At 48.0% G+C, this 20,825-nt stretch carries 21 protein-coding genes and 1 other annotated feature (1 of these 22 only partly in view); of the genes, 5 read left to right on the top strand and 16 right to left on the bottom strand.

The window, feature by feature from the left end:
* Window positions 1-103 precede the first annotated feature (103 nt).
* The 5 genes from VF724_RS11620 to VF724_RS11640 all read right to left on the bottom strand — a co-directional run bounded on the left by VF724_RS11620 (window position 104) and on the right by VF724_RS11640 (window position 4,237).
* Window positions 104-1,582 (bottom strand): alkaline phosphatase family protein, encoded by a 1,479-nt coding sequence (locus VF724_RS11620; protein WP_371754412.1) that lies wholly within the window; start codon window positions 1,580-1,582, stop codon window positions 104-106.
* 61 nt (window positions 1,583-1,643) lie between these two features.
* The gene (locus VF724_RS11625) at window positions 1,644-2,402 is read right to left on the bottom strand and encodes an endonuclease/exonuclease/phosphatase family protein (RefSeq protein WP_371754413.1); all 759 of its coding nucleotides are present in this window, start codon (window positions 2,400-2,402) and stop codon (window positions 1,644-1,646) included.
* Window positions 2,403-2,461: 59 nt separating this feature from the next.
* The gene (locus tag VF724_RS11630) at window positions 2,462-2,635 is read right to left on the bottom strand and encodes a hypothetical protein (protein WP_371754414.1); all 174 of its coding nucleotides are present in this window, start codon (window positions 2,633-2,635) and stop codon (window positions 2,462-2,464) included.
* Between the two features lie 83 nt (window positions 2,636-2,718).
* A complete protein-coding gene (locus tag VF724_RS11635) occupies window positions 2,719-3,597 on the bottom strand; it encodes a metallophosphoesterase (RefSeq protein ID WP_371754415.1) in 879 nt (292 codons plus the stop codon).
* Window positions 3,598-3,646: 49 nt separating this feature from the next.
* Window positions 3,647-4,237: a YkoP family protein gene (locus VF724_RS11640; protein ID WP_371754416.1), complete on the bottom strand. Its 591-nt coding sequence runs from the start codon at window positions 4,235-4,237 to the stop codon at window positions 3,647-3,649.
* A 143-nt stretch (window positions 4,238-4,380) separates the two neighbouring features.
* Here VF724_RS11640 and VF724_RS11645 point away from each other — a divergent pair, with 143 nt between their 5' ends.
* Window positions 4,381-5,493 (top strand): MGDG synthase family glycosyltransferase, encoded by a 1,113-nt coding sequence (locus tag VF724_RS11645; protein WP_371754417.1) that lies wholly within the window; start codon window positions 4,381-4,383, stop codon window positions 5,491-5,493.
* A 74-nt stretch (window positions 5,494-5,567) separates the two neighbouring features.
* Here VF724_RS11645 and VF724_RS11650 read toward each other — a convergent pair whose 3' ends face one another.
* The 6 genes from VF724_RS11650 to coxB all read right to left on the bottom strand — a co-directional run bounded on the left by VF724_RS11650 (window position 5,568) and on the right by coxB (window position 10,942).
* A complete protein-coding gene (locus tag VF724_RS11650) occupies window positions 5,568-6,026 on the bottom strand; it encodes a DUF420 domain-containing protein (protein ID WP_371754418.1) in 459 nt (152 codons plus the stop codon).
* Between the two features lie 19 nt (window positions 6,027-6,045).
* Window positions 6,046-6,984, bottom strand: coding sequence for a cytochrome c oxidase assembly factor CtaG (gene ctaG / locus VF724_RS11655; RefSeq protein ID WP_371754419.1), 939 nt, complete (start codon window positions 6,982-6,984; stop codon window positions 6,046-6,048).
* 111 nt (window positions 6,985-7,095) lie between these two features.
* Window positions 7,096-7,413, bottom strand: a complete 318-nt coding sequence (locus tag VF724_RS11660; RefSeq protein ID WP_371754420.1) for a cytochrome C oxidase subunit IV family protein — start codon at window positions 7,411-7,413, stop codon at window positions 7,096-7,098.
* A 3-nt stretch (window positions 7,414-7,416) separates the two neighbouring features.
* Window positions 7,417-8,043 (bottom strand): cytochrome (ubi)quinol oxidase subunit III, encoded by a 627-nt coding sequence (locus VF724_RS11665; RefSeq protein ID WP_371754421.1) that lies wholly within the window; start codon window positions 8,041-8,043, stop codon window positions 7,417-7,419.
* Entirely contained in the window at window positions 8,040-9,923 is a 1,884-nt protein-coding gene (ctaD, locus tag VF724_RS11670; RefSeq protein ID WP_371754422.1) for a cytochrome c oxidase subunit I, read from the bottom strand. Before ctaD ends, VF724_RS11665 begins: the two co-directional genes overlap by 4 nt.
* Before the next feature lie 32 nt (window positions 9,924-9,955).
* Entirely contained in the window at window positions 9,956-10,942 is a 987-nt protein-coding gene (gene coxB, locus VF724_RS11675) for a cytochrome c oxidase subunit II (protein WP_371754423.1), read from the bottom strand.
* A 334-nt stretch (window positions 10,943-11,276) separates the two neighbouring features.
* Between coxB and VF724_RS11680 the strand changes: the two genes are divergently transcribed.
* Window positions 11,277-11,966 (top strand): YhcN/YlaJ family sporulation lipoprotein, encoded by a 690-nt coding sequence (locus VF724_RS11680; protein WP_371754424.1) that lies wholly within the window; start codon window positions 11,277-11,279, stop codon window positions 11,964-11,966.
* Window positions 11,967-11,997: 31 nt separating this feature from the next.
* Here the strand turns inward: VF724_RS11680 and VF724_RS11685 are convergent, their stop codons facing one another.
* The 4 genes from VF724_RS11685 to rnhA form a co-directional block, all read right to left on the bottom strand.
* Window positions 11,998-12,864, bottom strand: coding sequence for a cation diffusion facilitator family transporter (locus VF724_RS11685; protein WP_371754425.1), 867 nt, complete (start codon window positions 12,862-12,864; stop codon window positions 11,998-12,000).
* Between the two features lie 156 nt (window positions 12,865-13,020).
* Window positions 13,021-14,199: an MFS transporter gene (locus VF724_RS11690; RefSeq protein ID WP_371754426.1), complete on the bottom strand. Its 1,179-nt coding sequence runs from the start codon at window positions 14,197-14,199 to the stop codon at window positions 13,021-13,023.
* Window positions 14,200-14,206: 7 nt separating this feature from the next.
* Window positions 14,207-15,367 carry an MGDG synthase family glycosyltransferase gene (locus VF724_RS11695; RefSeq protein ID WP_371754427.1) on the bottom strand — a complete coding sequence of 387 codons (1,161 nt, stop codon included), beginning with the start codon at window positions 15,365-15,367 and terminating at the stop codon, window positions 14,207-14,209.
* Window positions 15,368-15,485: 118 nt separating this feature from the next.
* A complete protein-coding gene (rnhA, locus tag VF724_RS11700; RefSeq protein ID WP_371754428.1) occupies window positions 15,486-16,139 on the bottom strand; it encodes a ribonuclease H in 654 nt (217 codons plus the stop codon).
* A 233-nt stretch (window positions 16,140-16,372) separates the two neighbouring features.
* Between rnhA and VF724_RS11705 the strand changes: the two genes are divergently transcribed.
* The 3 genes from VF724_RS11705 (at window position 16,373) to VF724_RS11715 (ending at window position 18,965) form a co-directional block, all read left to right on the top strand.
* A complete protein-coding gene (locus VF724_RS11705) occupies window positions 16,373-17,740 on the top strand; it encodes an FAD-binding oxidoreductase (RefSeq protein ID WP_371754429.1) in 1,368 nt (455 codons plus the stop codon).
* Between the two features lie 122 nt (window positions 17,741-17,862).
* Window positions 17,863-18,228, top strand: coding sequence for an AMP-dependent synthetase and ligase (locus tag VF724_RS11710; protein WP_371754430.1), 366 nt, complete (start codon window positions 17,863-17,865; stop codon window positions 18,226-18,228).
* A gap of 206 nt (window positions 18,229-18,434) precedes the next feature.
* Window positions 18,435-18,965, top strand: coding sequence for a hypothetical protein (locus VF724_RS11715; RefSeq protein ID WP_371754431.1), 531 nt, complete (start codon window positions 18,435-18,437; stop codon window positions 18,963-18,965).
* Between the two features lie 104 nt (window positions 18,966-19,069).
* Here the strand turns inward: VF724_RS11715 and VF724_RS11720 are convergent, their stop codons facing one another.
* A complete protein-coding gene (locus VF724_RS11720) occupies window positions 19,070-20,629 on the bottom strand; it encodes a 2-isopropylmalate synthase (protein WP_371754432.1) in 1,560 nt (519 codons plus the stop codon).
* 61 nt (window positions 20,630-20,690) lie between these two features.
* Window positions 20,691-20,825: a binding site (T-box leader), on the bottom strand; it runs 136 nt beyond the window's last position.

Genomic DNA, 20,825 nt, shown 5'->3' on the forward strand with positions numbered 1-20,825 from the left:
AATTTAAGAAATTTTTGGCAAGTGGGGCAGTCTATCTGATAAAAATTATACACCATTATCTGGATTCGCGCAGAGAGAAAAGTCCTATTCCTCTTAAATTTAGTCATTTTTTTGCATTTTTAAGTAGAAGAAGATTTAGAACGATTTCCTTGATATCGACCAATCGCGTCGGCTCTTTAATGGGCATGTTCGTACCCGTAATAATCAAAGGAATCACCGAATCGAATTTGTGGAGGGAACCATGACTGCCTCCATTCAAATGAAGGGGGAAATATCGGCTCTTAAATTCATATCTTGGGCGAGCCGTGACTGCTATTACTGGAGTATCCTGAGAATACAGCGCACCGTATAATCTGGACAAAGCATCCGGATAGTCTGCAAAATGGATGGTTCCCCGCTCCAGCTTCAAATCCAAAACCTCCAACGAGCCTTCCACGGTCCAAGCTCTGCCGTACACATCGAACATATCGCCCCCAGGTATAAAACTCAACTCCTTTCCAGATCCGCTTTCCCTCACGATAACGCCTCGATCTTGTTTCCAAGCAATCAGATCGATTTTTGTTTCACGCTGCAGCGTCCGGATGATTTCCTGCATTTTTTCCAACTTCAAGGGGTAGAGATATGCCATTCTCTCGTTATTGCAGACGACCAGTTCATGACCGTCATTCTCTTGTTCGTCCAATTGCAAAACTTTATAGCCTTCCAGCAAGAAATCCAAATCAATGTTGTACTCCTTGCTTTTGCCGATTCTTGTTTGGCCATGGTCACTGATTGCAATAAATACGCAACGCTCGACAGCTTCTTCCCATGAATCAAATGCGTTCAGAATCGTCTGAAGTTTCCTGTCTACCTTCACCAACGACTCTTCCGCATGTTCCGGATTTTTCTTATGTACTTCATGATCGTTATCGGGCAAATACACGAGCGTGAAATCCGGCTGCCGCCCTGATTCGATAAGTTTCCGAACGGCGGTTATGGCGTAATCGTCATTGATTCCATACCTCTGCATTGCCGATTGAACTGTTTTGGGAATGCCCGCTTCGATTTCCGTATCGAGTAAAGCCCCCAGTGTCATAATCTCAGGTCCTGTCACCTCATTGTGAAATCGGAAGCCGGTGATCATGTCTGGAAAAAACGGGAGACGGACTTTATGTTTCTTGCTTGCCCTGTGAACAATCGCATTGATGGAAGCCGATGTCAATCCTTGCTGTTCCAATTCTTCAAAAATGGTCGTGACCTCCGGGCTCAAATGCTGTTCATTCAGGTTGTGCAGCACATGCTCCACGCAATTGGCCACGCCGAGCTTTTGAACACACTTCCAACCGTTTATGTAGTTCACTATTTTCTTCTCCGTCGGCTCATACCAGATCAACCCTGGAATCCGGTGCACATCCGGATATTCCCCGGTCAGCAGCGAGCTGTCCACAGAAGCGGTCATGGTCGGGAATACCGTCACGCAGTCAGGCCAATATCTGCCTTTACTGATCAGAAATTGAAAAGCCGGAACGGTGCGGTCTCTGATACAATTATCTAAGACATGGGACATCAGGGAATCAACCAGAAGCAATATGACTTTTTTCATTATTCCTACCTCCGCTGTCGTAGCATACCACACTCAGTATGTGACGAAATAACGGATAATATTAAATCTGCTCCGTTAAATTCGGCTGTAACATTTTCAATTCCGCGCTCAACGGAAGATGATCCGATGCCAGGCTGATATCGCGTACCGGCCCGGCAGCAACAGCTTGGAAATGCCTGCTGACAAAAATATAATCCAGCTGAAAACCCGGACGAAAAGAGGGAAAAGTGGCGCACTCTTTCCGATTCAGTCCAAGAAGGCCGCATACATCATTCAATTGCCCCGTTATTGTCCGCCACGACTTCGAGCCGGGCTTCATGTTCCAATCCCCCATTGCAATAACCGGCTTCTCTCCGGTGTCGGAAATTCGTTCGAGCATCCGATAAATTTGTTGTTTCTGCGACAATGGATTTAAACTCAAATGTGTTGTAAACACTCGAATCTGCTCCCCTTCCAATTCAATCCCGGTTTCCAGCAGCGCTCTGCTTTCCCATATTCCGGGCCGATCATAGGAATGATTCTTACTGAACACGATAGGATGACGCGTCAGTACGGCGCTGCCATACTGTCGCAGCATGGATGCTTGCTTCTGTCTGAAAGTAACGGCCGCTCCAAATGCGAAATTCATCTTAAGCTTATCGGCCAAAAAAGCAACTTGATCCATATACCGGCTTCTCCTGGAAAAAAAACGATCGATTTCGTTCAGCCCGATGATATCCGCATTAAGAGCTCCCAGCAAATTCGCAATCCGGTCAAGATTCAGTTGTCTGTCGGTTCCTTTGCCATGATGGATATTATACGTAACCACTCGGATTTGCATATCCCTCTCCTTCCACATAAAAACCCCACCGGATGCGTGGGGTTCTGAAGAATAAGTTTTTACCGCTTGTTGCCTGCTCTTTTTCTCGCTACTCCGAGAGCGGTGGCGCCGACGGTCAATACGGTTAACAATGACATTATGCTCAAATTCCTGCCGCGGTTGCTTCGCCGATTCTGTCTCCACATCCACCCGTTATTGCCCTGGCGGAACAACGACATCATCCACTGCATCACTTCAGTATCACCACCATTCGCCTATTCATTATTGTGGACATTCCTTATTCTAATTATGAATAGCCGGAATCATACTGGTGATCTTATGCCACAATGCCATCATCGGTCTGCTGATCATCTAAGGAAACGGACGGAACGTGAAGCTGATGAATCGTGATTTCCGGCCTGCATCCCACTCGAATGTTCAGTCCCGTCTGGCCCAATCCTTCACTGATATAGAACGGCTTTCCATGATAAACATGCAGACCCTTGATCATATTCAAACGAACCAGCTTTCCCATTTTCAGCAAATGAAACGGCTTCGGCCAATGAATCTGACCGCCGTGAAAATGCCCGGACAGCAAATAATGAAAAGAAATATCGCGCATGTTCAGAACGATATTCGGATCATGGGTCAACACCAGGTCAAAGCCCTCAGGTTTCCCCTCATAAGCTGCGGAAATGTCGCTGCGACGCGTGCTGTAATCATCAATCCCGATAATATTGATGGTATTTCCCTTGATACGGAGCGAGTGCCATTCATTAATCAGCGTACGGCAGTTATGCTCCTCCAGCGTTTGCTTCAACTTATCCAAATGTACCGGTCTCAGCACGTAGTCGTGATTTCCTAGAACGGCATAAACGCCGTGAGCCGGGTTCAGATTGTTCAGCGCCTTCAAATAGGGGACCATCTTGGGAATGCTGCGTTTCCTGTCCAAAAAGTCCCCCGTCAAAGCGATGAGATCAATTGTTTCATCTTTTAATTTGTCATACAGCTGATCCGGAGAGATTGAAATATTCTCCAAGTGCATGTCCGAGATGTGCAGCACATTCAACTTATGGCTCTGTCCGCCCGATCCCGATGCATGTTGATGATTCAAGCTAATCCGGTTGACCGCAACATCGCGGGTATTCGCATAGCCTCTATATAGAAAATAAATCAGTGACATCGGAAAAAATACCATAAAAGCTGTTGATAACATATCGCTTCCCCTTTCTTCTTTTCATTATAGAAAAAAAGAAAGGATAACGTTAGCGGTAATTCATGGGCAAGCGCATACCGTATTTTCGTTCAAGCGTTTGTTTGGTCATGAACAAATACATCGGTTTGTGGTGAATCAACTCACGAACGGAAGGACTTATCGAAAATAATAAAAGAATCGGCAGCAATGTTAGAAATTTATACAACTTATAAAACCCGTTAACAATCGAAACTGTTTCAAATCCCAAACGATGAACCCCTTTATTCAGAAAAGTGATCCCGATGATCCCCTTGATTTCCTCATAGCAGCTATATCCCCTGATATAGTCGGCTAATTCGGGCAATGAGCGTTCAACCTCGCGTTTGATATAACGGGCCCGCTGAATCGGATTCATGCCTAAGGTTTCTTTCAGCAGAATGACATTATGAAGGTGCAATTTGACCAACAGATCATTTGTCGCTATTTGGGTTCCGTCAGACAGTTCCACTTCACGACCTTTGTAGCGGGTGAGTCGAATCCGGAAAATATTCCTCGATCCACGGTTAATATAGCAAAGTCTTGTAAAAAAATAGTAAACCGGATCCCATAAACTCCAAATGGTTAAAAAAAACAATTTCATTCGCATTGTCCATTTCCCCATTTGATTTATTATTTTTGTGCGTTGTATTTCCTATTTTCTCTTGGGGCGTGTTATTTATTGATGGGAATTACAGGAGTCGGGCACGTATGAAAATCGTACTTTCATCTAAACTAAATAAAAAATTCGATGGAGAAGATGAGCTGATGAAAATTTTGTTATTGCCTTTTTTAAATATTTCATCCGGACATCATCAAGCCGCTGACGCACTCATGACATCCATTGGCGATGTTCATTCCTGTTCGTCATGCAAGAAAGTGGATATTTTACAATATAGTTATCAAATGATCGAGCCGCTGGTTTCGGCTGCCTATTTGAAATGGATTGGTTTCTTTCCAGGCAGCTACAGCTGGATATACCGGAATTTAGCCTATCGCAGAAAAACGGATCATTATTACCTTTATGAAGCCATTTTTCTTAAATTTATGGAACGCTTGTTAATTGAGGAACAACCTGATTACATCTTCTGCACCCATTCGCTCCCTTCTTATTTGTTAAATCGTTTGAAAAGCGTTAACAGCTTGCATGCTCCGACAGTCAATGTATATACCGATTACTTTATTAACGATATTTGGGGAATTCGGCACGCAGATTATCATTTTGTTCCAGACTGGCATTTCAAACAGTATTTAATGGACAAGGGGGTTCCCGAGAAGCGGATACTTATTACGGGCATTCCAATTCATCCGCATATTCAAAGGTCCGAGCAAGCAAAAAAAATCAAGAGCACTTTTCCTTTAAATTTATTAATTTCCGGAGGCAGCTTGGGATCAGGGGAAATTCTCAAACTCATCGGGAATCTGAGGCTTTCAGGATATATCCGCTACTGGGTGCTTTGCGGCAAAAATCTCGAATTGTACGACACACTGAGTCAAATGAATCACCCGCTATTGAGGGCCTTTCCCTATATCCGCTCACGCAGCGATATGAACCAACTGTATGATCTAGCAGACGGAATTGTAGCCAAACCCGGTGGAGTCACCATGAGCGAAGCAATTTCCAAAAAACTTCCGATCTTCATCTTTCATGCTCTTCCCGGACAGGAGGAGTTTAATCTGCAGCATTTGCGCAGTTTAGGATTGGTTTTCCTTTTGAAACGTGAAACGGACATCGAACAGCAGATTCTTTCCGTCCTGCTCAACAAATCTGTACGGGAGAATTGGAACCAACGAATTGACGCCTATGAACGGAAAATCACGGATAAGAACCTTGCTTTGACGCTGCAGAGACTGTTTTCAAATTCATCGAACGATCAATAGCCCTTAAACCATCAATGTTGATGATTCAAGGGCTTTCTTGTAGTTATCGATCGAGGCAGTACATTACATAAACTTTATTTTGTAAAAATCGCGTCGATCAGACCTTTGGTCTCTCCACCGGGATACATAAGATAGAGAAGAACATAAACGGTTACCCCTGTAACTGCAGTGACGAACCAAATCGTTGCGGTGAATCTTCCGAACTTTCGATGCTTTGCAAACTTTTCATTGAAAGCCAGCAGAATCGTCGTGATACCGAAAACTGCTGCAGTCGTAGCCAATACAATATGAAACAAAAGGAATATGAAATAGATGAGCTTCAAATGATCAGGTCCGCCAAAGGTTGTGTTCCCTATAAAAACAGTTTTCGACAAATAAATGATAAAAAATACAAGCGCAAAAAAAGCCCCCCACAACATGACTTTTTTATGCTCTTGCTTCTTTCCGCGCAAGATCAGGCGCCAACCGATCGCAATGAACACAGCGCTGATCACAATAAAAAAGGTGCTGATTGTCGGTAATAGATGTGCCAATTCTTATCCCTTCCCTGCGTTATTTGCCGGATCCTCCGGCATAGCCCACACGTTCCAGCGATTGCTCGTCAATCGGATCGATCTCATTCCGCTTCGGATTCTCTTTGCGATACCATTTAAAGAAAATGTAGGCCAAAACTGTGCCGTACACGGCCTCCTGCGTGAGCTTCATCAAGACGCCGCCCAGCTGCTGATCTTCCAGAGCGGACAGGATAAAGAAGAACTTGGGACCGCCGCTGAATTGGGACAGCAATTCAGCCGGTGTTCCGTCAGGCACGCAATAGCCCATAGCCGTAGCCCAAACATTAGGATCAGAGAATGTCGAGTACAGCGTATGATCGGCAAATGTGATCAAACCGCAAGCCGGAGTCAGCAGTACCCCGTTGGCAAATACATAACCCATTTTCTGCAGATCCGAAAGCCGTTCCGTCTCCGGCAGCGGAGTGACGATCGGCCACCACATCATGAAAGCGGCGATCAGCATTATGGCATCAAAGAGGCGATGAATGATGAAATGAGTCATGACGAAATCGAGTACCGATGGCCAATGGTAAAATGAAAACAGCGCATTAAACAACAGCACCGTGATAATCGGATTTGTCAAGGAATACAGCAGCGACTTAGCCCATTGGATACGCAACGCGGGGCGCAGCAGCCATCCCGGAATTCCCAGTAGGATAAACAAGGGTACAACCAAATATACAAGCGCCATATTCAACATATGGACGCTGAAAATCAGATGGCCCAGCAAATTCATTGGCCCGCCTTGGGTCATGTAATAAATCAGCAATCCGGCCAAAAACCACGCCTTTTTCCCGGAACTGACCTTGGTTGATCCTTCAAACCGATGTCTCCACGGACCGACCAACAGCAAATAAACCAAAGCGATTATCAGTACAACGGACAAAAAAAACGGACTCCATATTACGCGAAAAGAAAAATACTCCAGTCCAAACATCGTTTTTACGCCTCCTTTCGGAAAATTCCAGGGAACTGAGATTCTAGGCATGAAACTGGCATGGACGTTTAATGTGGTAAAAAAGGGGACAAATGATTGTCCCCTGTCCCATTACCACCATACCCAATATAGACCCATAATAACTGCTGTAAATGCTACAAATGCGCCGCTGATGATAAAAATTCTTTGCTGCATATGACCGCGATCCTTCAAATGCATCCAAACCACTGCTTGTATCGTAGCCTGAATGATGGCCAGAATGATCAGGAATCCCCAAACAAAGGTCTGATCCAATTGATCTTTGTAACCTACGGTCATAAATGCGAGAATGGTCAGCACAATGGATAATGCGAACGCAATTATATGATTTTTAGGCCCCTCATGTGCCGTATTCCTTTTGACTTGTTGAGAAGCATGATTGTTTTCCATGCTTTATCCCACCTTTCCCATCAGATAAACAACGGTAAAGATGAATACCCAAACCAGATCGACAAAGTGCCAATACAGTGCGGCAACGTAAATTTTCGGTGCCGTTACAACCGTCAGGCCTTTTTTGACCAATTGGGCCATTAGAAGCCCGATCCACAGTACACCGAACAGTACGTGTCCCCCGTGAAAGCCTACCAGCGTGTAGAATGAGGAACTGAATGCGCTGGTCGTAAATTTGTGTCCTTCACGAACGTACTCGTTGAATTCGTAGATCTCCAATCCGAGGAAAGCCAGACCCAGCACGACGGTTACGGCCAGCCACATTTGAATCGTTTTGACATTATGCCGATGCAAGCCTTGTACCGCAAATACGCTTGTCAAGCTTGAGGTCAACAGGATGAATGTCGCCAATGCAACCGTGGCCAAATTGAATAGTTCATGCGGTGATGGGCCATCCAGTACCTGACCCCGCAGTGCGATAAATGTCGCGAACAATGAGCCGAAGAGCACCGACTCCCCGCCGAGAAAAAACCAAAATCCAAGAAGTTTATTGCGGCCTTCCAATGTAGCTTTTTCGGGATATTCAGGAAGCGCGCCGCCATGACCGTGCGAATCCGCGTGACTGCTCATGCTTTAACCCCCTTTTCCTGCAATTCCTCAGGCTCGATATGAAAACCGTGGTCATCAAATACGGATCGCAGGAACATGCTGACCAACACGATAACCAATCCGGCAACTGCAACAATATAGTTTCCAAAGAGGAATGACGCGATGCCGTTCGCAAATTCATGTTTCGCGTACATAAACCCGAAACCTGCGATAAAGAACCCGACGGACATCACAAACGGAAGAATGGACGGTGAAGGCATATGAATCGGTCCCAACGGCTCAGCAGGCGTAATGGTCTTGTTGCCAGCTTCTTTCTCAACCCACAGCGCATCCAATCCTCTGACCAACGGAGTTTGCGCAAAGTTGTATTCCGGAGGCGGAGAAGGAATGGCCCATTCCAGCGTCCGGCCGTCCCATGGGTCGGCATCGGCATTCCTCGGCTTTAATGATGTAATCAGGACGTTAATCAGCAGCACAATACTAGCAATCCCCATCATCAGCGCACCGACTGTACTGATCATGTTTTCGGTATCCCATCCCTGTCCTTTAAGATAGGTAAATACGCGCCGCGGCATACCCTGCAAACCAAGGAAATGCTGGACAAGGAAGGTCAAATGGAACCCGATAAAGAAAAACCAGAATGTCACTTTGCCCAGCCTCTCATCAAGCATGCGGCCGAACATTTTGGGCCACCAATAAAACAGCCCTGCAAAAATTCCGAATACTAAACCTCCGACAATCGTGTAGTGGAAGTGAGCGACAACAAAATAAGTGTCATGGAACTGATAGTCGGCAGGCGCCACGGACAACATAACCCCGGTAACGCCGCCGATAACGAATGTCGGAATAAAGGAGGATGCAAACAGATTGGCTGTAGTAAATCGGATGTGCCCGCCCCAATAAGTGAACAGCCAATTGAAGATTTTAATTCCGGTCGGCACAGCGATCAGCATCGTGGCGACGGAGAACAGCGCATTCGCTACCGGCCCGAGACCGACAGAGAACATATGGTGCGCCCAGACCATGAAACTCAAAAATCCGATCAGCACGGTAGCAAAGACCATCGAGCTGTATCCAAACAAACGCTTGCTGGAGAAAGTGGATACCACCTCGGAAATGACTCCGAAAGCGGGCAGTATCAGGATATATACTTCGGGATGTCCGAAGATCCAGAAGATGTGCTGCCAAAGAACCGGATTGCCGCCATTGGCGACTTCAAAGAAATTGGCGCCGAACAAACGGTCGAACAATAGAAGCACCAGTCCAACCGTAATCGCCGGGAAAGCGAACAGAATGATCGCCGACGCAATGAATATCGTCCATGTAAACAGCGGCATGCGCATGAAAGACATTCCCGGAGCACGCATATTGACAATCGTCACCAGAAAGTTAATGCCCCCGATAAGAGATCCGAGACCGGCAATTTGAAGACCCACGACGTAATAGTTGACGCCCATTCCGGAATAAGTATTGCTGGCCAAGGGAGGATAGGAGGTCCATCCCGCATCCGGAACCGTACCAATGAACCAACTTATGTTCATCAATACACCCCCGAAGAAAAAGAGCCAGAAGCCAAGTGCGTTAACGAATGGAAATGCAACGTCACGTGCTCCGATCTGCAAAGGCACTACCGCATTCATCAGGGCGAATAACAGCGGCATCCCAGCTAGGAAGATCATCGTTGTTCCGTGCATGGTAATGAGTTCATTAAATGTATGAGCGGCCACAAATGTATTTTCGGGAAACATCAGCTGAAGGCGAATGAGCATCGCTTCAAATCCACCGACGGCAAGGAAGAAGCCTCCAGCCACCAAATACAATATCGCGATTTTCTTGTGATCCACCGTCGTCAGCCAATCCATCAGTCCGTGATATCTTTTAACCGAATGTGAATGAGACACAGGTCTTACCCCCTTGATCAAGTGCTGTCATGCTATTTAAGCTCCTGCAGATATTTGACTAATTCGGATACTTCTTGTTGATTCAATCCCACATTGGGCATCAAGGTGCCCGGTTTGACAGCCTGCGGGTCCGTCAGCCACTTGGAAATCCATTCCGGTTCATTCGGTCTGAATCCGGCAACTGTGTTGCGGTTTGCGAAACCGGCCAGGTTCGGTCCGAATCCCCGCTGATCCGGCGTTACGGCATGACACTGTAGACATTTGTTTTTGAAGATTTCTTCGCCTTTTGCAGCATCAGCAGAGATAGCGGCAGGTTGCTTGATTTGCTTGGCCCAAGCATTGAAATCCGCCTCGCTCTTGGCCACCACCTTGAAATCCATCAAAGCGTGCGAAGAGCCGCACAATTCCGCGCATTTTCCTTTATATACGCCTTCTTTATCCGCGTTGAAGAACATCTTGTTGACCATGCCCGGGTTTGTGTCCATTTTACCGGCCAACTCGGGAATCCAGAAGGAATGGAGGACGTCTGCGGAGGTTAATTCCACAGAAATCTTCTTGCCGACAGGAATAACCAGGTCCTCCGCCGTCCGAATCCCCAGATCGGGGTATTCAAACTCCCACCAAAATTGATGAGCCGTAACCTTAATATGTAAGGCATCTTTATCGTTGTTTGCGTTTTGTGCAAAGTGGAAAGTCAGAAGCACAGTAGGAATCGCCAAAATCATCAAAAGGATAAACGGAATGACCGTCCAGATGACCTCCAGCTTGTGGCTACCTTCCACTTGTTTGGGATAACCGGTTTGACCCTTGCGCTTGCGGAAGCGAATGATCACATAAAAGAATATTCCGAATACCACGACCAATACCAAAATCATGATGAAGAACGCAAGTTCAATTAACCAAAGCTGGTCTTTGGCATTTGAACCTTGAGGATTAAAAGCGCCCTGACATCCCGAAAGCAATAATGCTAGTACCGCAAACAGGGGTGTCAGACGCCAAATAAATTTCCACCTGCTCATCCATTATCAACCCCACTTCACTGTTTTGAAAGTCATCTATTTCAACCATTACTTATGGCGCTTTGAATGACCTTACATAGAAAAGCCTAATCACCTTATTTACTATAAATTCGTTAAACTTTTTTGTCAATCTTGCCTAAGGAACCTTCACAAAATGTTCTTAATCCTTTAAAACATCTTTCACTGATCGGAGTTGACACCCTTCCTTGACACCCTTCCCCATGTTAGTTAATTGCCAAATTACGGAGTAATTATGCAGAGTATCTAAGCGTGTATATTTATCCGCAAAAAAACAATCCTAAGCATAACGAACTTGAACAAGGAGGCAGATGGAATGACGCATTTTCTCCGACGCTCGGCCAAGCCAATGTCCACAGTCATACTTATCCTCGTCTTTCTTCTCGTTACCCTTGCCTTTACCGGTTGCAATTATAGGAAGCAATTCGAAAACAGCGAATATGATTACGGAAGCGAAACAAAGGAATTTTCGAAGGAGCCCCGGATGTACGGGCTGATGATGAAGGGCAAACGAAATCACGAGAATCACAGCATTAGATTCAGTCGGGAATTAAGCGAAGCCGTCAACAACATAAGCGGAATTTCCAGTTCCATAGTCATGCTGACGGATATCAACGCCTACGTCGCGATCGTCCTCGATAGCTCGGCAAGCGGGATGAACGGGGTCGGCATAAAGCCGGAAACGGACAATACCGGTAACTCCCGGGGCATGTACAATACCCGCACCGGTAACCAGTATATGGATCCAAACAAATTAGTCAACGATACGAACTCATATTTCACGGTGTATGATCATGAGGATCTGTCCACTGAGCTAAAGCAGAAAATCGCCAAACTTATCCGAAAGAACAAACCGTATGTGCGCGAAGTCCACATTTCCGCCAACCGGGAATTTATCAACCAGATGAACGTTTTTGCGCAGGATGCGAAAAAGGGACAATCTCTCGATGGATATGTCGACTTGTTTAATCAAATGGCCGTTCATTATTTCGGCGTCCTGCCTTAACATCGATACAAAAGCTGCTCCGTGATTTCGGCTATTGCTTCGGCTCGATATGCACATGAACATGATCAATACGGTGTTCACGGTTCATCTTCTCTTCGATGGCTTCAGTAATGCAGTGGCTTTCCACCACATTCAGCTCGGGATCCACTTGCACGGTCACGTCCACCAGCACGAGACTGCCGTGTTTTCTCGCGCGGACGTCCTTGATCGCTTCGACTCCCGGAGTTTGCAGAATCGTCTTCTTGAAATGTGCAAGACGCTGCTCTTCGAACCCGTCGGTCAACGTATGACTGGCTTCAAAAAAAATACCCCATGCCGTCTTGACGATCATCAGTCCGACGACGACCGCCGCTACAGGGTCCAGCCAAGTCAAGCCGAGCCAGGAACCGAGAACACCCACAAAAGCGCCGATACTTACCAATGCATCGGAAAGGTTATCCTTCGCAGCGGCCATAATCGCATGGTTGTCGATCTGTCTGGCCAAACGAAGGTTGTAACGATGTACCGCGAATATGAGCACAGCACTGAACAGAGCTGTCCACGCCGCCATCATGTTCGGAACGGAGGTCCCCCCGTGGACGATAGAGGTCATCGCTTGGATCAAAACTTCAATTCCGACTCCGGCCATAATAAAGGAAACAATCAGCGAGGCAATTGTCTGGGCACGAAAATGTCCATATGGATGATCCTCGTCCGGCGGCTTTCGGGAAATCTTCAAGCCAATGAGAATCGCCACTGTGGCCAAGATGTCCGTAGTGTTATTCAAGCCATCGGCCGTCAGGGCTTCCGAGTCCGAAGCATAGCCTACGACAAGTTTCAGCACGGACAGAAAAACATATGCGCCAAGACTGAGCCAAGCCCCTTTTTCCCCTGTTCGGATTTCCCGGTAACGCTCCATATGATGCCCTCCATGCCGTTCTGCCGTTCTCCGTCCTCTATCTTAACAGACCGATTCCGTGTAAGTCTACGGCAACAGTTTAGGCCTGGGTCACAACAATGGCGCCCGGGAAAAGAAGTGGCATGCGCGAAACATGTCGGATGCCGATGGAACTGCTCAAATCCGCCTGCCCTGAAGTTTGTGGAAAGGAAATAATAAATAGAAGAGTCCGATCGTCGCAAACAGCACGGAACTGACGATAATCGGAAACACCGTGTTGATTCCGCTCGCTAAAGCTCCTCCAACAACGGGCCCGACCATGACGCCAATCCCCTCCACGGTGGAGAAAACGCCCCATCCCATCCCTTCTTGGGAAGATGGGATATTATAGGACAATATCGCATTCCAGGCCGGCAAAACGGCGGAATAAGAAATTCCCAGCACAATCGCCCAAACGATGCCTTCAATTAATGAATTGCTTTTGGTAATGAACAGCAGCGAGATTGAAAATGCGATAAATCCGATAACAAGAAACCATTTTCTGCCGTAGGTATCCGATAATTTCCCCATTGGAACAAGACCGAGAATGGCAAATGCCCCGCCGGTCATCAATATGTATGAATACTCAGAGGAGCCGAATCCCAACCGATCTTCCACGAAGCTGGGCAGGACAGGCACCAGCATGCTGGCTCCCAACGTCTGAAGAATCATTCCGGGAATCAACGGCTTGATCTGTTTCAATCTGATCCATAATCTGAGCCATTGATTGAGGAATGGATAAATGTCGTCAGCCTGGCGTTTGATTCCGTTATCCTCCAATCCGGCGGACAACAGGCAGCCAATGCCGAACGCGCTTAACAGCAACCAGAAAGTCAGAACCGCGCTCCAATCAAGAAGAAAATTGCTGACAACCGGACCGAGGCCCATTCCGAGCAGCCAAACCGTGTACAAAAATCCCATCTGGGTCGCTCTGTTATTCTGCTTCACTTTGGTCAAGCCGATGATCCAGATCGGCGAGGCTCCGGCGCCGAATAAAGCGGCGGAAACAACCAGCATCCAGCCTTTGTCTGCATATTGGAGCTGAAATAATCCGATCCAAGAGATAATCATTCCGATAAAGGCAATCCATCGCATGGAGAATCGATCAAGCAAATATCCCATGGCAATTTTCAGACCAGTGTCCATTACATAATGTGCGGTAATGGCCAGTCCGATAATCCAAAGAGGCAAATGAAGCACTTTTTCCGCATAGATCGGCAAAAATGAAACAAGCAGGGCACCGCGAACAAATTCTACTACTAATAATAAGGAAGCAAACAACAAAAAATCTTTTTGCAGAAAGCGCGCTTCGAACACGTTGTTCTTACCCCCCCTTTGTCAAAGGCAACAAGGTGCGGTTTGGGGATTTCCATTCCATGTCGTTGAGAATATCAAGCACCACCGTCTCTGCGGAATTGGTTTTTCGCAGCTTTTGCATCGCCTGTTTGATCGAATCCCGCAGTTTGTTGTTGGTAAGCATCTGCCTAATTTGCTCAGTGAGCATTTCAGGCTTATAAGCAATCATCGCAGCTCCCTTGGATGTCAAAAAATTCGCGTTATCCCTTTCCTGACCAGGAACGGGACGATAAAACAGCAGCGGAAGTTCGGTGATCAGAGCTTCAGAAATGGTAATTCCACCGGGCTTCGTTATCATACAATGGGAAACGGACATCAATTCATGGATCTCATCCACATAACCGAAAATTTTGATCTCTCGCTGCATGGAGAAGGCGTGCTTCATTTCGTGCAAAAGCAGTTTGTTTTTTCCGCAAACAATCAGTACCTGCGTATCGGGAATCTCCGTGACGCTTTCGCACAGCGCCTTCAATCCTTGCAGGACGCCATAGGAACCCGCCATGATAAGCACGGTTTTTTTGCCGCAATCAATCCCGTATTTCTCAAATACTTCTTCCGTACGAATCGGCTGCTGAAAAGATTCCTTCAAGGGAATGCCGCTGACATTGATTTTTTGTGCGGGAATGCCGACGCAAGCAACTTGCTCTTTCAAATCTTCCGTAGCCACATAAAACTTGTCGATCAAGGGATCGATCCATCTGTAATGCAGTTCGAAATCGGTCAGAACAGTATATGCGGGAATCACGACTCCCGTTTTTTTTCGCAGTTCCGGCATGACCAGCATGGGAAAGGTATTGATCACCAGATCGGGCCGTTCCTGCATAATGATTTCTTTCAACTTTCCAAAACCGAATGAATAAATCCATTTGCCCATAAGCGTATCTGTCGGCATTTTTTTCGTTCCGTAATACAGCCAGCCATATACCTGGGGCAATACTTTATAGCTTTTCAAATACAAATATCGGGTCATCGCATTGATCGCCGGGTGGGCTTCGGCGAACAAGTCCACCATCAGCACATCATCCACCCCGTGACGGCGAAAACTTTCATGCAGCGCTTTCGAAACCTGAATATGGCCGTCTCCGTAGCTGGCGTACAAAATGAGCACCTTCCACTTTTTGTCGGACACTCGAATCACTCCTTTCACGCCGCATTATATTCATCGTATACGAGGAGTATTAGCGCAAGATTAAAATTGAATTAAAATCTCCTTAGATTGCCTCCGAAGAATTCATCAGCCGGTTCGGCTATTTGCGTCCGAAATCCGCCTTAATTTCGCCCCACTGCTCGGTTTTCCATTTCTTGATCGGATTGGTGTATGCGTTCGAATGCAGCCATTTCAGGGCGCGATCCACCAGAGACCAGATCTCCTCCGTGCTCTCGTCTCTGGGCAGGCTTGTGGCGACCTTCTTGTCTTTCACCCACTTGATCGCGGTCTTCGAGTCGCTGTAAATCGTCTTGCCGCTTCCCCGCTGTTGGAGATACGCCAAGCCATGGACGATGGCCAGGAATTCGCCCAAATTGTTCGTCCCTTTGGAAATCGGACCGTGATGAAACAAGATGTCCCCCGTCTTCGTATCGACTCCCTTATACTCGACAATTCCCGGATTCCCGGAGCATCCCGCATCAACGGATATACTGTTTTCGTCGACCTCTTCAGCCGTCTCCGCGTAGGACAAATCGCCCGGCGTCCGTTTCGCGGAGGCTGACGGTTTGCCGGAGGCTTTGAAAGCGTCCTGCGAGCCCCGGGCAAAAGCCTTCTCTGCTTCCGCCCTGGATTCATACGATTTGTATTTGGCCCCGGGAAACCCCTCGATCTGTGCCCGGCACTGATCCCATGCGGAATAGATCCCCGGCGTCCTGCCGACCCAAACGACGTATTGCTTGTTTTTCGATGCCATGTAAGCAACAACCCCACCATCATACAATATGTTTCATTTATGGCAATGTATTCTTCATTGTATTCTTAGTATACACGACAAGCCCCGGCCATACAAAGGCCGTGGCCGTTTGGGGCCAAGTAGCGGGAGACGTGCATTGCGGGCTATGGGCTATTTTCGATTTGCGTTATTTATTTTTGCGGAAACTTCCTACATAATAAATGCATATCCCTTTTTTGAAAGGAGCAGAAAGCATGGACCTGGTCAATGAGCTGAGAAGAATCCTTCCCGCCGAGCAAGTTTCGACAAATGCCACAGTGCTTGAACAGCACAGCAAAGATGAGTCCTATCATACCCCGCATCTCCCGGATGTCGTGGTTTTTCCAAAAACCGCCGAAGAGGTCAGCCGCGTGCTCGCCTTCGCCGACAAACACTCGATCCCGGTTGTTCCGTTTGGCGTCGGCAGCAGTCTCGAAGGCCACGTCATTCCATATGAGGGTGGAATCTCTCTTGATATGCAGCTGATGAACCGGATTCTCGACATTTCTCCCGACGATTTTTTGGTTACGGTGCAACCAGGGGTTACACGGCTTCAATTAAACAAGGAATTAAAAAGATACGGCCTTTTTTTCTCCGTCGATCCTGGAGCGGACGCAACCTTGGGAGGTATGGCGGCGACCAACGCCAGCGGAACGACGGCGGTTCGTTACGGTGTCATGCGGGATCAGGTCAGAGATTTGGAAGTGGTGCTCGCTGACGGACGAATCATCCATACGGGGCGGCGATCCCCAAAATCGTCTTCGGGCTATAACCTGACGGGACTTTTTGTCGGCTCAGAGGGGACGCTCGGCGTTTTCACGGAATTGACTCTGAAGGTCTACGGGATTCCGGAAAGCGTCATGGCCGCACGCGCCTCGTTCCCGTCAGTCGAAAGCGCTGTCAAAGCAGCCGCATCCATTCTTTCCAACGGGATTCCGGTTGCACGGATCGAGCTGCTGGATCAGCGATCCATCCAGCAGATCAACATTCATAATCACACCTCATACCCTGAGCAGCCGGCATTGTTCCTGGAATTTCACGGAAGCGCCGCAGGCATGGATGGGGACATGGAGAATGTAAAAGAACTTTGCGCTGAAGAGGGGTCTCAGGAATTTGTTTTTGCCAGCGATGCGGAAGAAAGAACCCGTCTTTGGGAGGCCCGGCACAATCTGGCGTATGCATTTGTCCATCATTCACGAGGCAAGCAGCAGATGTCCACAGATGTCTGCGTTCCGCTGTCGGAGCTTCCCGGGGCGGTGCTTTATGCGCGCAAGATGATGGACGAATACGGGCTGGACGGCGGGCTGCTGGGCCACGTCGGCGACGGCAATTACCATGCTCTGATCCTGGTCGATCCTGATGATCCGGACGAGCTGGAACGCGCGTTGAAGGTCAATTCATACCTCGTCGAATATGCGTTGAGCCGTGGAGGCACGTGTACAGGAGAGCACGGCGTCGGCGTCGGGAAAGTCAAATATCAGCGGCAGGAATTCGGGGAAGCGATCGAGATCATGCGCTCCATTAAACTAACACTTGATCCCAACGGCATCCTGAATCCGGGTAAAATATTTCCTGTACGCTAGCTGTCTGTCCGACGTTTCTCTTGGTTGCATCAGCAATAAACTTCCAGCATAAAAACAACCTCCGTGCAGAAAATATTTGAGGTTGCTTTCAGCTAACCAATAATACAAATACGGAGGTTGTTATGTACAACGCGCAAAATTTAAATCCGAACGTCATCCAACAAATCAATCAAGTCGAACAAACCATTCAGCTAATGGCCCAGCAAACCCATCAGTCCAATTTTATTTATCAGCAAATGCTGCAGCAGGAACAACAAAATGCGGCACAGCTTGAGCAGCTGGCGCAAAGAGAACGCCAAGCCGTTCAATCGCTGCAAAATCTCCTTCAAGGCCAGCAACTGATAATGCAGCAGGTTCAGAAGGCTTCGCAGCTTTTGTCCCAAGTCGAGCAGTCGGTGAAATCCGAAGCCATCTCCCCGATCCAAGGCGCTTATCAAACCCAGGGCTTCCAGCAGCCGCATACGTATACGCAGCGGACGTTCCAATAACAACCTTTCGGGTTCTTCATGAAATAGTAAGCGGGAACCCATACCATTCCCCTGATGCCCCCAAAACGCTCAAGCTGCAGACGGCCGCCCTTCCTGTAGGGGCGGCTGTTCCAATGACTAAAGACAGGCTGATCGGCGGCCTCGAGCGAATAAATCAACCGTTGTTAGAAACAATAGAAAAATAATGAGAAAAAAGGGGGCTATTCATGAAAATTTCCCAAACTAGCGGCATATCGACGAAGCTGTCCTCCATATTTCAAATTTTGGACAGCATCAGTGTTACGACCCATCCGGAAGTTTATCAAACCATCAAGTCGGAAATCCGCCAGCTCGCTGACAATCTTCGGCACATGGACCTTGATTCCGAAACATCCGTGAAAAACAATAGAGACCGGCTTGCCGAATTCAGACTATCCGTTCACCAGATTCTTCAAACGGCGGAAGATTTGCAAACCCAAACGGCGGAGCTCTACAGAAAACAAACGGGGGATCAGAAGGAGAAGTTTGAGGAGATGTCCCCCGCTCAACAGGAACAAACGAATCCTTTCGCATATCAAACCAGGCTAGCCTTCAAAGAGCTCGGCAAGCTCACGGACATCCTGGGTCGGCTCAACGGCGAGCTGCTTGACCTGAGCGCGCAGCTGGAACAAACGGCTCTGCAAAACAAATCCATTCCCGATGCCGGCCCAACGCATCTGATGGATCACGATCCGGCCCCCCCTACTCTGTCTCCCTGATCGATATTCTTTTCGGCCATGAAGAAGGGAGCCGCTGCCGGCTCCCCATTGACCATTTCCAAACTCACAATTTGACAGAAGCTTCAATGAATCGACGCATGCATTTAACCGATCGATTTTTCCTTTTTTTGGCGGACTCCCGTTTCACGGGCCGCTTGGTTGCATGCTGACATGAAAGCTTTGCCCACTGCAAAAATGATATCGGCATCCACACCGGTTCCCCGGAATTGCCTGCCTTCCACGGATATAGTCACGACCGCTTCCCCGCTTGCGTTTTCTCCGGACGATAATGAATACAATTCCAGATCGTCAAACTCCACATGGAACGAAAGCGCCTGTTTCATGCAAGTGATCAAGGCTTCCACCGGTCCGGAACCGACCCCGGAATACACCTTTTCCTGCTGGCCTTCCACATTCTTGATGCGGGCCGAGGCCACTTTAACGTTTCTGTTGTGAGTGACCACCTGGACATCAATAAGTGAATACGACTCCAGTTCCTCATTAATCGCGGAGCCGACCAAGCCAATCAATTGATCGTCAGTCACCGTTTTTTGCTCATCGGCCATTTCCTTAAAACGGCTGTATACTTGTTCCAGCTGCTCATCATCCAAACGGATCCCGTATTCGCTCACCCTATGCCTGATCGCATGTCTTCCGGAATGCTTTCCGAGTATGATCATATTGCGGGGGATGCCCATTTGATCCGGATTCATGATCTCATACGTGCTGCGATCCTTCAGCAAGCCGTCCTGATGGATGCCCGCTTCATGCTGAAAGGAGTTCCTGCCGACAATCGGCTTATTAAACGCGATCGGAAAATTCATGAACCGGCTGACCATCCGCGACGTCTCAAAAATTTCTTCCGTACGGATGCCTGTCTGGACCCCCAGCGATTGCTTTCGGGTTTCAATCGCCATGGCCAGTTCCTCCAGCGAACAATTGCCTGCTCTTTCCCCGACTCCGTTCACGGTGACTTCCACCTGAGTCGCGCCCGCACGGATGGCGGCCAAGCTGTTGGCGACCGCCAAGCCCAGGTCATTATGGCAGTGCGCGCTGTATTCAACCCGGTCTCCCCCGCGAACCTGCGTCCGCAGCACCGTAAAAATTCGACCGAACTCTTCAGGAAGGGCGTAACCCACCGTATCCGGAATGTTAATGATGGTGGCCCCTTCCCCGATGACCGCTTCCACCATTTCCATCAGAAACGCCTCGCCCGTACGGGAAGAGTCCATCGGCGAAAACTCGATCCGATCGACGAATTGCTTGGCATACGCCACCATTTCTCTGGCGATTCGGATCACTTGCTCTCGTGATTTTCTCAACTGGAAATTCAGGTGAATGTCCGATGAGGAGATAAACAGGTGCAGCCTGCGCCTTGCGGCATCCTTCGTCGCTTCGATCGCTTGGTCGATATCCTCTTTCATGGCCCTGGCAAATCCGCAAATTTCCACCTGCTGAAGCTCGCGGGAAATTTGCTGAACCGCCCGAAATTCGCCTTGACTGGATATGGGAAAGCCCGGCTCGATTACATCCACTCCCAGCTTCGCCAGCTGTCTGGCGATCCTGACCTTTTCTTCCGGCGTCAGCGAAGCGCCCGGAGCCTGTTCTCCGTCCCGCAGTGTCGTATCGAAAATATTCACTCTTTTAATCGCCGATTGATCCATTTGAACTTCCTCCTTTTGTTTTTGAAACTTGTTTTTTCAAACAAAAAACCCGCCGTCTCATGAAAGAGACGACGGGCATTGCACCATCGCGGTACCACTCTTCTTGGCCGAAAAAAACATCCGACCCACCTCGAATGCGGACTCCTGCGCGATGCGCGCATTCCTCCGCGGTCCGATTACGGAGACCAGCCGTCAA

This window comes from Ferviditalea candida (assembly GCF_035282765.1).
In the GTDB taxonomy this organism is placed as follows: domain Bacteria; phylum Bacillota; class Bacilli; order Paenibacillales; family KCTC-25726; genus Ferviditalea; species Ferviditalea candida.